This is a genomic window from Microcoleus sp. Pol12A5, assembly GCF_036701435.1.
Taxonomy (GTDB): domain Bacteria; phylum Cyanobacteriota; class Cyanobacteriia; order Cyanobacteriales; family Microcoleaceae; genus Microcoleus.
Genome location: NZ_JAUBQU010000066.1, coordinates 1 through 14,099 on the forward strand (window position 1 = coordinate 1; position 14,099 = coordinate 14,099).

At 45.2% G+C, this 14,099-nt stretch carries 10 protein-coding genes and 1 pseudogene; 5 read left to right on the top strand and 6 right to left on the bottom strand.

The window, feature by feature from the left end; all coding sequences use genetic code 11:
- Positions 1-72: 72 nt before the first annotated feature.
- From QUA45_RS17760 to QUA45_RS17770, 3 genes and pseudogenes are all read left to right on the top strand, one after another.
- Positions 73-297 (top strand): annotated as a pseudogene (locus tag QUA45_RS17760) (Uma2 family endonuclease); the annotation flags it as partial.
- 532 nt (positions 298-829) lie between these two features.
- On the top strand, positions 830-4,378 hold the full coding sequence (locus tag QUA45_RS17765; protein ID WP_333221716.1) for a PAS domain S-box protein: 3,549 nt from the start codon (positions 830-832) through the stop codon (positions 4,376-4,378).
- Positions 4,379-4,999: 621 nt separating this feature from the next.
- Complete coding sequence (locus tag QUA45_RS17770) at positions 5,000-7,024, top strand: RNA-binding domain-containing protein (RefSeq protein ID WP_333221717.1); 2,025 nt, start codon at positions 5,000-5,002, stop codon at positions 7,022-7,024.
- Positions 7,025-7,670: 646 nt separating this feature from the next.
- Here QUA45_RS17770 and QUA45_RS17775 read toward each other — a convergent pair.
- Positions 7,671-7,832 carry a hypothetical protein gene (locus QUA45_RS17775; RefSeq protein ID WP_246276752.1) on the bottom strand — a complete coding sequence of 54 codons (162 nt, stop codon included), beginning with the start codon at positions 7,830-7,832 and terminating at the stop codon, positions 7,671-7,673.
- 7 nt (positions 7,833-7,839) lie between these two features.
- Positions 7,840-8,838: a hypothetical protein gene (locus QUA45_RS17780; protein WP_333221718.1), complete on the bottom strand. Its 999-nt coding sequence runs from the start codon at positions 8,836-8,838 to the stop codon at positions 7,840-7,842.
- Positions 8,839-9,183: 345 nt separating this feature from the next.
- On the opposite strand from QUA45_RS17780, the gene QUA45_RS17785 reads away from it, so the two are divergent.
- A complete protein-coding gene (locus QUA45_RS17785) occupies positions 9,184-9,483 on the top strand; it encodes a helix-turn-helix transcriptional regulator (RefSeq protein ID WP_333221719.1) in 300 nt (99 codons plus the stop codon).
- Positions 9,484-9,594: 111 nt separating this feature from the next.
- Here the strand turns inward: QUA45_RS17785 and arfB are convergent, their stop codons facing one another.
- From arfB to QUA45_RS17800, 3 genes are all read right to left on the bottom strand, one after another.
- Positions 9,595-10,008 carry an alternative ribosome rescue aminoacyl-tRNA hydrolase ArfB gene (gene arfB / locus QUA45_RS17790; protein WP_333221720.1) on the bottom strand — a complete coding sequence of 138 codons (414 nt, stop codon included), beginning with the start codon at positions 10,006-10,008 and terminating at the stop codon, positions 9,595-9,597.
- Between the two features lie 75 nt (positions 10,009-10,083).
- Complete coding sequence (locus QUA45_RS17795; RefSeq protein ID WP_333221721.1) at positions 10,084-10,380, bottom strand: restriction endonuclease; 297 nt, start codon at positions 10,378-10,380, stop codon at positions 10,084-10,086.
- Between the two features lie 15 nt (positions 10,381-10,395).
- Positions 10,396-10,554, bottom strand: coding sequence for a hypothetical protein (locus QUA45_RS17800; RefSeq protein WP_333221722.1), 159 nt, complete (start codon positions 10,552-10,554; stop codon positions 10,396-10,398).
- A 347-nt stretch (positions 10,555-10,901) separates the two neighbouring features.
- Here QUA45_RS17800 and QUA45_RS17805 point away from each other — a divergent pair, with 347 nt between their 5' ends.
- Positions 10,902-12,386, top strand: coding sequence for an alpha-amylase (locus QUA45_RS17805; RefSeq protein ID WP_333221723.1), 1,485 nt, complete (start codon positions 10,902-10,904; stop codon positions 12,384-12,386).
- 60 nt (positions 12,387-12,446) lie between these two features.
- Here the strand turns inward: QUA45_RS17805 and gnd are convergent, their stop codons facing one another.
- Positions 12,447-13,901: a decarboxylating NADP(+)-dependent phosphogluconate dehydrogenase gene (gene gnd / locus QUA45_RS17810; RefSeq protein WP_333099601.1), complete on the bottom strand. Its 1,455-nt coding sequence runs from the start codon at positions 13,899-13,901 to the stop codon at positions 12,447-12,449.
- Between the last annotated feature and the right edge of the window lie 198 nt (positions 13,902-14,099).

The following is a 14,099-nucleotide window of genomic DNA, read 5'->3' on the forward strand; positions in this document are numbered from 1 at the left end:
AGCGACTTGACTTAAGAACACTCATTTGAGTCATTGTCAAGTACAATTTATACCAAATTAGATGAGCTTACCCTGATTGAGTGTGAAGCATTAAGCATTCCTAAATATTGGATTGTAGATTATTTGGGTTTAGGGTGTAGCCGTTATATTGGTTATCCTAAACAGCCTACTTTATCGGTTTATCAGTTAGTAGATGGTGAGTATCAAATTAAGCTGTTTCGGGCAGAGGAAAGGATTGAATCAGCGGTGTTTCCCGAGTTAAATTTGACCGCTAAGCAAATTTTTAACGGTGGATAAGTGCGGAGGCGATCGCATAGCTAAGTTGGTTAGAGCACTACAATGCCATTGTAGGGGTCACTTTTTAGAGTCCAGTTTTGTCACCTAAAACCCGCCCACAAAGCGGGTTTTGTTGTTTCTACAACCAAACTGGTGGATTTGGCATTATTAATTAGGAATGACAGAATATGTCTAGGCCAGAGATTTAGTACAGTCGCCACGTTTCGTCGAGGCTGTTGCTGGGCAGTTGCGTAGTTTGCATGAGTTCGGTGTTAAAGAAACGATAGCCCGATTCTCGTCGGCACTATCCCCATCCGTGAACAAAGCGCAAGCAAGCAGAAAAAGAAAGAAAACAACAGTTAGAATGCGATCGTCTTGCACGGCCTCAAGCACAAGCCGCTAACCGGATTCAAGACGAATTTTTAGCGGTGCTGTCCCATGAGTGGCGATCGCCCGTGTGCTTAAACACTGAATGACTTAGGTTTTGGGCATATTATATCTTGATTCCCTAACAATAACTGGCATAATAGGTAAATAGGCAGGACTAACCGCAATGAATGTAGAACGTACACACTCCTTGAATCATGGACAAGAGCTTACTGTAAATTTCCCTCAAGAGCTATGTACGCACTGCCCAGCACTCGAAGTACGACGATTTGCGGTGATAGTCGCTCACATGACTGAGGCTTTTATTTCTATTAATTCAGAGTGGCACTGCACCTATGTCAACTATAAAGCAGAGCAGCTTTTAAACAAGAAGTGGCAACACCTGATAGGCAAAAATATATGGACTATATTTTCGGTCGATCTTACTTCTGAGCTATATAAGTATTGTCATCAAGCGATCGCAACGCCAAAGGCGATCGAGTTTGAAGAACACTACCCCTCACTCAACAAGTGGTTGAGAATTCGCCTCATCAAGAGTGAAGATGGCTTACTTATTTACTTCCAAGATACGACTCAAACATCTCAACTCGATCGACAATTGAAAGCCGAAATCGCCAAATGCCAGCAGGTGGAAGCCACTCTCCAGAAAAAACAGGACTTTTTGAAGGCAATTCTAAACAACGTTCAAGCTGGCATTGTAGCTTGCGATGCCGAGGGCATATTGACGGTATTTAACCAAGCAGCTAAAGATTTTCATGGACTACCTCAGCAGCCAGTTCCACCGGAGCAATGGGCCCAGTATTATAACTTGTATTTGCCCGACGGCAAAACACCCATGAATACAGAGGATATTCCCCTGTTCCAGGCATTGCAAGGACAGAACGTTCGTGATGTGGAAATGATGATTGTTCCGCAGCATGGAACGGCGCGAATGCTGTTAGCAACTGGACAGGCAATTATTGCCGCAAACGGCGAAAAACAGGGTGCTGTTGTCGTGATGCACGACATTACACAACGCCAGCAGGCAGAAACTGCTCTGCGTGAGGGTGAAGCGCAATTATCTAGCATCTTCCAAACTATTCCTGATGGCATCACCATTCTAGATTCTACCGGACAGATTATTGCCGCGAATAAGGCAGCAGAGAGGATTTTAAGATTAACTAGCAGCGACATTCTGGAGCGAGGCTATAACGATCCATCCTGGTTCATTACAACCGTGGAGGGTCATCCTTTCCCAGAAGAGGAACTCCCATTTGCGAGGGTTATGCAAACAGGTGAGCCTGTTTATGGTATTGAACATGGCATTAGCCATGCCGATGGAACTCGCAGGATTCTCTCGATCAATGCTTCCCCTTTGTTTGACGCAGAGGGACAAATTATCAATATCATTGCTGCTTTCAGCGACATTACTGAACGCAAGCAAACCGAAGACGAACGAGTACAGCTTGTTCAAGAACAGGCAGCCCGTGCTTTAGCAGAGGTTTCTCAGGAAAAATCAGCATTTTTAGCCCAAGTGAGTGCTGTCCTTTCCTCTTCACTAGAGTATGAACAAACTCTCCAAAGCGTTGCAAAGCTGGCAGTTCCTTATTTTGCAGATTGGTGTAGTGTCGATCTGCTGAATGACGATCGCACAATTGGCCGGGTTGCAGTTGCTCATTCAGATCCCGAAAAAGTGAAGTTTGGCTGGGAGTTGGCTCAACGCTTTCCCAGACATCTCGATGATGGGTATGGCATTGCTAAAGTGATGCAAACAGGACAGGTTGAAATTGGGATTGAGATTACAGATGAACAGTTAGTTGCCGCAGTGCCGAATGCTGAATACCTGGAAATCATACGTGGAGTTGGGTTAAAGTCCTGCATCATTGCACCGCTACAGGCACGCGGGCGCGTGTTGGGTAGCATTACCTTTGTGTTTACTGAATCCGATCGCCGCTATCGCCTAGAAGACATTCCCTTGGCGGAAGATTTGGCTCAGCGAGCAGCGATCGCCATTGATAACGCTCGTCTCTATAATGAAACACAACAAGCGAAATTAGCCGCCGAACTCGCTGCTAACCGGACGGCTCGACTGCTGACGGTGATGACAGCTTTGTCTGAATCCCTAACCTCGGCTCAAGTGGCTCAGGTGATTATTGAACAGGGAATGTCCGCACTCGGAGCAAGTTGTGGTTTGGTTGCGGTATTAAACCAGGATGCAAGCGAACTGGAGATTATTAAAGCCATCGGGTACGAGCACGTAGCAGAATTTCAGCGCAGTTTTTCGATTCATGCACCCTATCCTCTGGCAGAAGCCGTGCGAAGTGGGCAACCTGTTTGGCTAGAAACTATCGAAAACCGAATTGCCCGTTATCCTGATTTAGCCCAAGCTTATGCCAAGGCTGGTTCAAAAGCCTGGATTTCAGTGCCATTGTTGATTGAAGGACAAGCCGTTGGTGGACTGTCGCTGAGTTTTTCCACCCTTCCCCAGCTTTGTGAGAGCGATCGGGCTTTCGTTTTGGCACTGGCACAGCAGTCAGCGCAGTCGATCGACCGAGCACGGCTCTACGAGTCAGAATCGCAAGCACGGACACAAGCAGAAGCAGCTAACCGAATTAAAGATGAGTTCTTAGCTGTCTTGTCGCACGAATTGCGAACTCCGTTGAATCCGATTCTGGGTTGGACTCGGCTGCTGCGAAGGGGAACCTTGGATTCTGGCAAGACGGCGGTAGCTCTCGAAACAATTGAACGCAACGCCGAGTTGCAAGTTCAACTGATTGAGGATTTGCTAGATATTTCTCGCATTCTGCAAGGGAAGCTGAGTTTGAACTCTACTCCTATTAATTTGAAAACAACTCTTAAAGCTGCGATCGAAACAGTTAGTTTAGCCGCCGAAGCGAAAAACATTCAACTTCAAACTCAGCTAGAACCCAATGTCGGCGATGTGTTAGGAGATGCTACCCGATTGCAACAGGTTGTCTGGAATTTGCTCACCAATGCCATTAAGTTTACCCCCACTGGAGGTAGAGTTGAAGTTGAGCTAAAAAAAATTGATTCCTTTGCTCAAATTCAAGTCAGGGATACAGGGAAAGGGATTAAGCCAGAATTTATTCCCTATGTATTTGACACATTTCGACAAGCCGATAGCAGTATTACGAGAACATTTGGTGGATTAGGGCTGGGATTAGCGATCGTGCGTCACGTCGTTGAGCTACATGGTGGAACTGTCAAAGCCGAAAGTTTTGGAGAAGGACAGGGAGCAACATTTACTGTCACACTTCCTTTATTCGCCAGAAGCAATTATGCAAACAGCGATCGCAACGATAATCTCTCACTCAAATCTCACTGTTTACCATTGGCTAGATTATGTATCCTGGCCGTCGATGACGAAGTAGACAATTTAGAGTTAGTTCAATGTATTTTGGAGGAAGCGGGAGCCACAGTTATCTCTGTATCTTCAGCAAAAGATGCACTACAAAAACTCAATGAATCTAAGCCAGATGTTTTGATTGCTGATATTGGAATGCCACAAATTGATGGCTATATGTTGATTCGTCAAGTGAGACAACTTTCCACACAGGAGGGAGGAGAGATTCCCGCGATCGCCCTGACAGCGTATGCAGGGGAGACCAATCAAAAGCAAGCACTAGCAGCCGGATTTCAAAGGCATCTTCCCAAGCCTGTTGAGCCTGAAACATTAGTGGAGACAATTGAGAAATTGCTTCATCAAATCGAGTAAGGCAGAGCATTAGACATCTGTGGAAAGTAAGATTCAACTATCTAGGTACAAGGATTTCAAATTGATTATTGGAGATGTCTTTTGAGTATAGTCTGGGAAAATGTCACGCATTGAAGCGATATGCAATCGCATAGCTTAGTTGGTTAGAACACTACTTTGACATCGTAGGGGTCACTTGTTAGAGTCGAGTTGTGTCAATCCAAAGGAACCAGAGTTTACGAGTCCGCTTTCGTCGAAGCGCTTTATGGTATGGTGGGATTTTAAAGGGCGATCGCTCGATCGGCTAGAGTTTGATAGGTCAAGGGCGATCACATCCTTAATGTCTGGTTAGCCTGTGATTTTGGTTTGGTGCGATCGGATAGCTCAGGGTGTGGCAAACAGGTTAGCAGGGTAGAGCAAGATTGCTATAAGCCTTTGTGAGAACGGTCTTAAATTATAGCTTGATTGCAGCCAGCAGAAATGAAGGAAGAATCTGAGTGGAAAACTCGAAAACAGAGGGTTAACACCCAGCTTAGGTCCCTCAATCCCAAGTGGGAGAGTATCAAATATCGCTAGGGATTCGATAGTATAGTATTTTTTATAAGAGCGGGTTAATGTTGATAGTTGTGCAGAGGAGCGACAGTGACTAGCCTATCTATATTGGACATTGAAGATCTAGCCGAAGGCTGTGATATTGAAGCAAAGAAGGCAGCAGGTCGTGATGGACAGGGCGAACTGCCCAAAAGCTTCTTTGAATCTTACGCTGCTATGGCTAACACTTACGGCGGTATAATATTTTTGGGAATTGATGAGAAGCCGAAAGGTAAATTTGTTGCTACAGGTATTGGCGATCCGCCTCACGTTCTCAAATCACTCTGGGATGGATTGAACAATCTCCAGCAGATCAGTGTTAATTTGCTCAATGATCGGATGGTGGATGTTATTGAAGTACAAAGTAAGCAAGTTATTCGCATACAAGTACCAAGAGCATCCCGAGCGCAACGCCCAGTATACAGAGGGCAGAATCCTTTAAAAGGTACTTATCGGCGAAACTACGAGGGAGACTACCTGTGCGATGAAGAAACAGTCAAAAGAATGATGGCAGAGCAGGTTGAGGACGTAAGAGATAGCCGATTATTAGAAAAATATGGTTTCGATGACTTAGATGAAAATACTCTAAAAGTTTATCGAAATCAGCTTAAGGCGACCAAGCCTACTCATCCTTGGCTCGATTTAGACGATCAAGAATTTCTGCGCTCTCTAGGTGGTTGGAGGCGCGATCGCCAAACTGGAGATGAAGGACTGACACTAGCTGGCTTGTTGATGTTTGGCAAACTCCCGTCAATTCTTGAGGCTGTACCTAACTATGTAGTGGATTATCAAGAGCGCCCAGAACCTAGAACTGAAGCCAGATGGGTAGATCGTGTTACTACTGATGGAACATGGTCAGGCAACCTTTATGACTTTTACCGAAAAGTAATTCAAAAGCTATTTTCCGATCTGAAAGTACCATTCAAACTCAAAGGTGCAGAACGAGTAGACGAAACACCAGTACATGAAGCCTTACGCGAAGCATTAGTTAATACACTAATCCACGCAGATTACACTGGGCGAGTACCGATTTTGATCGTTAAGCGTCCCGATATGTTCTTATTTCGCAACCCTGGCACAATGCGATTGCCATTGGAAGATGCCTTGCGTGGTGGTACCAGTGACTGTCGTAATCGCAACTTGCAAAAAATGTTTCAGCTTGTTGGTCTTGGTGAACAGGCGGGTTCTGGTATTCCAAAAATTTACCGCAACTGGAAACAGCAACACTGGCGATTGCCTCAGTTACTAGATACAGTGGAACCAGAGCAAACCTTATTGGCAATGCTTATGGTCAACCTCCTACCAGAGGAAACTCTAAGAGAACTAGATGAGCGTTTTGGATCATCATTTCGAGAGTTATCAAATGAGCAACGACTGGCCTTAGCTACAGTAGCCATTGAGGGCAAAGTGACGCACACTAGGCTCAAGTGTATGACTACAACTCATCCACACGATTTAACAAAAGCATTATGTGCACTTGTAAAAGATGGCTTCTTGGAGTCGGACGGCGCTAGTCGCGGCACCTTTTACTTTTTTCCAGGTGAACCTCCTGATATAGAGTCTGACATTGTTAGTCAAGCTTATGGGTTAACTAAGAAAAAAGTTCAGGAAGATGTATTGTCAGGGTTTGATTCAGAGCAAGCTAGCTCCGATCATTTGCCGGCTAGCTCCGATCATTTGCCGGCTAGCTCCGATCATTTGCAGGTTAGCTCCGATCATTTGCAGGTTAGCTCCGATCATTTGCAGGTTAGCTCCGATCATTTCGAGTCGCTCAAAGTAATTGCTGCTCCTGTTAGAGAGAAGGGAAAAGTGTCCAACGAGGTCATGGAGCAAACAATTCTACAGCTTTGTGAGGACAGGTTTTTAACCACTAGAGAACTTGGAGAATTGCTAGATAACACTCCTAACTATCTGCGTTCTAGATTTCTTAGCAAGATGGTAAAGGCCGGTCAACTGGAGTTGCGATACCCAGACAAACCTACTCACGAAGCTCAGGCATATGTCACACAAAAATCAGCTTTAAGCGCCTTTGTTAGCAATCCAAAACATTCTGATATTTCACCATCTCCCCAATAGGAAATATCAAACTTTTACGGTGATCCAACCTACCACTCATAACCGTGTTCTTTTTCCCATTGTATCCACGCTTGAGCTATTTGCGACCTTCGACCAAGCTCTTCAGGTTTTACGAGATTATCACCAGTAATTGCCCTCAACGACCAAAACCAACTATTGGATTTTTGTTCAACCTCGCGAAAAATCAACGGTGCAACAGGCTATCCCATGCCAATAATTCTCTAATAAGCGGGGTGCATTCACTTCTGCGTAACCAATGACAGCATCTTCGTCTCGGCACGCCCTTCTTCTGTGAGGCTTAAACTCAGCGACCAGTTCTACCTTACTTGTAATGGGGTATTTATAAAAGGAGTGATGTAGTCAGCTAGTTTCATTTCAAGGCATAGCTACTCCATAAAAAATCTATACTACTTTAGCTGCGTTCGCGATCATCTTAGCCATAAAACCATAATGTTTGTGAGAATAGACCATGTGTAGAAAAACTTTATACTGACACCACCCGTCTACCCACAACGCCGCCACCTTAAACTTTGCCCAACAGTTGGGAAATTCCGATCGCAACCTTAAGCAATGTCGATCGCCCCCAGCCCACCAGTCCGACAGTCCATCTCAGGACACGGCACCGCGCCGTGTCCTTAGCCGTAACTTATCGGCGACAGCCTTCGGCGATCGCCCTTAACACCGCTAGCCGCACTTCTGGATGAGATTTCTCAAGCCCGTTAGCCCGAAAAATCCAGTGTCCGCCGCCCGCGTGTTCGATCGCAATCTTCTGTCCGTCAGGCAAAACTATTTGCCACCAATTCAACACTGTGGCTTTAATAAGGTGGCACTGAATTTCGTTCAGTTGAACCTCCATTAATTTCAGTTGACGCATGATTGGATTTTGGGCAGATGACTTCATGATTTTTCTCATTAAATGAATTCGACTGTTTCTCGGCTTTGATTTCACTTTGCCGATTTTTGAACTTAACTTCACCTTCCGAAGTTTTCGCCTTAACTTCCCTTTCCGAAGTTTTCGCCTTAACTTCTCTTTTACCACCTTTAGGGTCAACTTTGACTCCAAAACCTTTAGACTTAACTTTTCCTGGGGCAGAAGTTGAAGTCTGTTCTGTTGCCGGCTTCTTAAACTCCGCGTCTAATTGGTCTAAAATCTCCTCTTGTTCGGGAGTATGTTCCGCTGGCCGGTCTAAATTTCTGGGATTGTATTCGCCAACCAACCTTGCCAAAAATTCCGAAATTGACAGTCCGGCTGCGGCTGCTTTTTTCGTTAAAAGGGCGTAGGTGTCGGTTTTAATCCGAATTTGTTTGAGCCGGAGGTTGGGATTGTTGTCAACTGTTTCGGCAATAGTTACTGCGGTAATCCTTTCTTTTGGTATGACATCGACAACTTCTTGCCACTTTTCCTGTAAACGACAGTCGCCATATTGGTCGGTAATTGCGTGTTTGAACAAAGGAACAACTTGAGCGACGCAGCTCGGCAAAATCTCAAATCCTGCTTTAATTAAGCGCAGGCAAATGCCAGCAGCTTTGATAATTTGCGTGCAGTAAAAATACTGCCTGCCTAATGCTTGTTCGCAGTAAGTTTTAAAAGTTTTGAACTTGTTTTTGTACAATCGCAGTTTTCGGATCGCGTCCAGCATGATTCCTTGACGCACGTAGTCTAGGAATCCCCTTTTAATTTCGCCTGTCAGGTAGTCTAAATCGTGAAAGGGAGATTGATTCTGGATTTCTTCTTCAAAGTCTAGCAGCGGGCCTGCAAAGTGAAAGTTGGAGGCGACATCGCCTAGGTAGAAGTTGTCAATAGATGTGGGCATGATCGGGAATGGTTCGAGAAATGGCACGATAGCACGGAAGTTGTGCGATCGCAAAGGAGAAGTTTTGGTCTGGATCTTTGATACAATTTTGAGTTGTGTTGTCCTGTGAGGTCGATCGACCTTTTACATGGCATCACCTCCTCGGCCTTGAGGAAAAGAGGCTTGAGGTATGCGCCCAAGCCGCAAAAATACGCTTGGGTATGCAGGCACGATTGATAGACACGAAAAATAAGGCGGTCTTTCAAACCTGCATTTTGACGAAAGTAGGCTCGCCAGGGGGCCTTTGTTTGGTCGCTATACATGAAGTCTACTTCATCTAAACAACCATGTCAAGAGGTTCGCTTCATGAAACAAACTTCATGCACTGTGGAAGAAAATTTGCAAGAAAAGGACAAGTCTCCATTAAGGCTTCTCAGAGAACAAGCTGGCCTAACCCGCCCTCAAGTCAAACAACATATCGGCGTTTCTGAGCGGATGCAAGCTGACTGGGAATCAGGAAAGTCCATGCCAAATGTTGAAAACGTAGCTGCACTGGCTAACCTGTACCAGGTTTCTCTAAAAACTATGTTTGAGCTTTTAGGATTAGATGTAACCAAAATTCCCGATGACTTACCAAGTCGATCGCTCTCGCCTAACGACAACTAACCTGCAGGGGTTCGGAAATGTCTAGGGAAAAGCGCTTGAGTCATGCACCCAAGCCCGGAAAATACTAAGGCTATAATTAAAAACTCAGAAGCCCGATCAACCTTTCATCCCTCAATCCGTAATTTTCGCTCTCAGAGCTTTAATCTGCCCTCGCTTGGTTTTGCTGTCGAGACGCTTGCGCTGGGAACTGCGAGTTGCTTTGCTGGGTTTGCGCCTTTTCGGTATGACGATCGCACTTTTAATCAGTTCTTGCAGCCGTCTCAAAGCCTCTTCCCGGTTTTGTTCCTGGCTGCGGTGTTCCTGCGCCTTGATGACAATCACACCTTCGGAGGTGATGCGCTGGTCGTTGATTTGCAACAAACGCTCCTTGTAGCGATCGGGCAATGAGGAACCTGGGATATCAAAGCGCAAATGAATAGCACTCGCCACCTTATTTACATTTTGCCCCCCCGCGCCTTGAGAGCGAATCGCACTAATCTCGATTTCGCGATCGTCTATGAACACTGTATTAGAAATTTGTAGCATGATTCATCATCAGTGAAATTAAAGATACTGGGAAAGCAGTGCATCTTTTATATATAACTTAGTTTAGTATATAAGTTATTTACAGTTCTTAGCTGTCAAGATAAATTCGATGAGTTTTTTTCTATCCCATAACTCTACGTCGTTAGATTTAGCAAGATTGTAAGCATTTTCTGTAAATCTGTTGTTCGTGATTACTCTTCCTTTATTTCCTTTGTAATGTCTGACCGCTCCCGCTACTTCTTGAACTGCTTTAATTCCAACTGGATTTTTGCTTCTTTTCGCTTGAACCACAGTTTTTAATCCATCTTTGTATAAAATTAAATCCGCCCCATAATCTTGACTATCTTGAGTTAAAGTAACACCATAACCCAAGTTTATAAAATGAAACTATAAAAATTTTTCAAACTCTTTGCCCGTCATCTCATCCACTTCCAGAATACTACTGTCTAATAAACGCTGTTTTTCCTTTTCTTCTTTCAATGTATCCAATACCGATGTCGCAATCACACCTAAAACGGCAGCGGCTCTTCCAATAAAAGATTTCATAAAATTACATTTTTTTTAAAAGGAGTAATTCTGATGGTAGCAGATTTGCTCAGTATAGTTATTTACTAAGATAACAAGTAAGTTCACAAGTACCTTGTGAGCTTACTTAGTGATTCTTTTAGATTTCCGATCTAGGAATTGGGCTTTTTGTCTGCACTCAAGTTCAAGTATGGTTCAAAGAGTCAGGGGAAAGTCAAGGGATGTTATAGTTGAGAACTGTAACAAAACTTTAATCACACCCAAACCGGAGTTTTAGAAAAAATTAATGGGGATACAGTGACAATGGGCAAGGCTGTAGCCTAAGATCGCCTTAAATTGTCAGTATCATCTCAAGGCAAGGGTGAAAAATGGCAGATATCAACGGCACGATGATGCAATATTTCCACTGGTACATTCCCGATCGAGGAACCCTGTGGGATGAGGTGAAAAATCAAGCGAAAGAATTGGCTGATGCGGGTTTTACGGCACTGTGGCTGCCCCCAGCTTACAAAGGAATTGGCGGGCAAAGCGACGTTGGATATGGGGTTTACGACTTATTTGATTTGGGAGAATTCGACCAAAAAGGTTCAATTCGCACCAAATATGGTACTAAGCAGGAATATTTGAATGCGATCGCAGCCCTGCACCAATCTCAGATCCAAATCTATGCCGATGTAGTTATCAACCATAAAATTGGTGCAGATGCAGCAGAGATATTTAAGGCAACTCCTTATCCTTACCACGATCGGCTAAATCCCAAAGGTTGGTTGCAAGAAATCAAAAGCTACACTCATTTTAACTTTCCCGGACGCAAAGGTAAATATTCCCAATTTGAATGGCACTGGTGGCATTTTGACGCAGTAGACTACAACGAATACAATCCAGACGATCGCGGTACAGTCTATTTGGTAGAAGGGAAAATGTTTGATGACTATGTTGCCCTAGAAAATGGCAATTTTGCATATTTAATGGGGTGCGATTTGGATTTCCAAGATCAATGGGTACGAGATGAAATTACACGCTGGGGTAAGTGGTATCTCGACACAACAGGTGCCGACGGTTTCCGTTTAGATGCCATCAAGCACATATCGTCTTGGTTTTTTCCGGAATGGTTGGATGAAATGGAGCGATATGTCGGCAAAGATTTGTTTGTTGTCGGTGAGTATTGGGCACCAAATATCGATATCCTGCACTGGTATGTCGGTTCAGTTAAGGGCAAAATGTCAGTTTTTGATGTGCCGCTGCATTACAACTTTCATTACGCCAGCCAACAGGGCGGTAACTACGATATGCGGCGCATCTTAGACGGTACAATGATGCAGCAGCAACCGACTCATGCAGTAACGTTTGTCGAAAACCACGACTCCCAACCGCTGCAAGCACTTGAATCTGTTGTAGAACCGTGGTTTAAACCTCTTGCTTATGCGATTATTTTATTGCGAAGAGAAGGTTATCCGTGCGTTTTCTACGGCGATTATTACGGTGCAGAATATGAAGATTGGGGGCGTGATGGCAAGCGGTATAAAATTGTTTTGCCCTCTCATCGATCGTTAATTGACAAGTTTCTCCATGCTCGCAAAAACTTCGCCTACGGCCCTCAATATGACTATTTCGATCATTGGAATACCATTGGCTGGACGAGATTGGGCAATGGGAAACATCCACAGGCAATGGCAGTAATTATGAGTGACGGCCCGGAGGGTTTCAAGTGGATGGAAGTTGGTAAACCTCATGCTAAGTTTGTGGACTTAACAGGGCATATTCAGGAACCTGTTTCTACTAACGAGTGGGGTTGGGGCGAGTTTCGCTGTCAAGGCGGTTCAGTATCGGTGTGGATTCAGGAAAAAGATTAGTTGGCAGTAATCTCATGTTCTATCTGTAAGGTGCGCCGAAACGCACCCTACAAAAATTAATTAATCGGTAGTACCGGTTTGCAGCGATTCTTTAGCAGTCTGCGTCCACTCAGAGTGGAAGAATTCGCCGCGCGGTTTGTCGGTGCGCTCGTAGGTGTGAGCCCCGAAATAATCACGCTGAGCTTGCGTGAGGTTTTGCGGCAATCTTTCGCGCCGGTAGCTATCGAAATAGTCCAGCGAGGCGCTAAATGCTGGCACTGCAATCCCCAGTTGGCAAGCAGTAGCTAACACGTCTCGCCAAGCCGATTGGCGATCGAGAATGCTCTGTTTGAACTCCGGCGCTAACAGCAAATTCGGCAACGTGGGATCGTCCTTGAAAGCTGTTTTAATCTTGTCCAAAAATCCAGCCCGAATAATACAGCCACCCTTCCAAATTCGGGAAATTTCGCTCAAACTCAAATCGTAATTGTACGACTTCGATGCCGCGCTTAACAGTGCCATTCCTTGCGCGTAGGAGCAAATTTTCGAGCAGTAAAGCGCATCCCGGACTTTGTTCACAAACTCTTTAGTATCGCCTTCGTACTTGCCGCTAGGCCCCGTCAGTACTTGGGAAGCTTTAACGCGCTCGTCTTTGTAAGAAGACATGATTCTGGCATTCACAGCAGCGATAATTGTAGGAATGCTCACGCCCAATTCCAAAGCACTCATAACAGTCCAGCGGCCGGTGCCTTTTTGGCCGGCTGCGTCCATAATTACCTCAACTAAGGGTTGCTTAGTTTCTGGGTCGTTGTACTTGAAAATATTAGCCGTAATTTCAATCAAAAACGAGTTGAGTTCGTCTGTGGTATTCCATTCGGCAAAAACTTCCTGCAACTGCTGGCCGTTCAATCCACCAACGTTTTTGAGCAAATCGTAGGCTTCAGCAATGAGCTGCATATCCCCGTACTCAATACCGTTGTGAACCATTTTCACGTAGTGACCGGCGCCACCGGGGCCGATGAATGTGACGCAGGGGCCGTCATCTACTTGAGCCGCAATTTTGGTGAGAATGGGCTCTAGTAGGCCGTAAGCAGTGCGGGTGCCACCGGGCATCAAGCTAGCACCATTGAGCGCGCCTTCTTCGCCACCGCTGATGCCCATGCCGACAAATCCCAGTCCCATCGATTCTAAATCTTTGGTGCGGCGTTCGGTGTCGTCGTATAGCGAGTTGCCGCCGTCAATAATCATGTCGCCCGGTGACAGCATGGGTTTGAGCTGGTCGATGACCGCATCTACGGGTTTCCCAGCTTGCACCATGACTAAGATTCGGCGCGGGGTTTCTAGGGCATCGACGAATTCTGTCAGAGTCTTGGTGCCTACAATGTTCTTGCCGGGGGCGCGTTGTGCCATGAAGTCGTCGGTTTTAGCTGCGGTGCGGTTGTACACAGCCACGGAGAAGCCTCTGCTTTCGACGTTGAGCGCTAGGTTTTCGCCCATCACTGCTAGACCGATTAAACCAAAATTTTGCTTTGTCATGCTAATAACCCGCTTGTTGTTCCCGCTTGAGGATTGATTTGCGAGAGAGGAAAGCGAGGCGGGGTGTACCGCTTTCCGGTGGACTAAAAGTATTGGACAATAGACCTAGGAGGTTTAGGTTTATTTTTATATTCTCAGAATTGCTGTTTGGTAAATCAGTAGGGTTTTTTTAAGATTTAAGGGATATTAATGACGCGG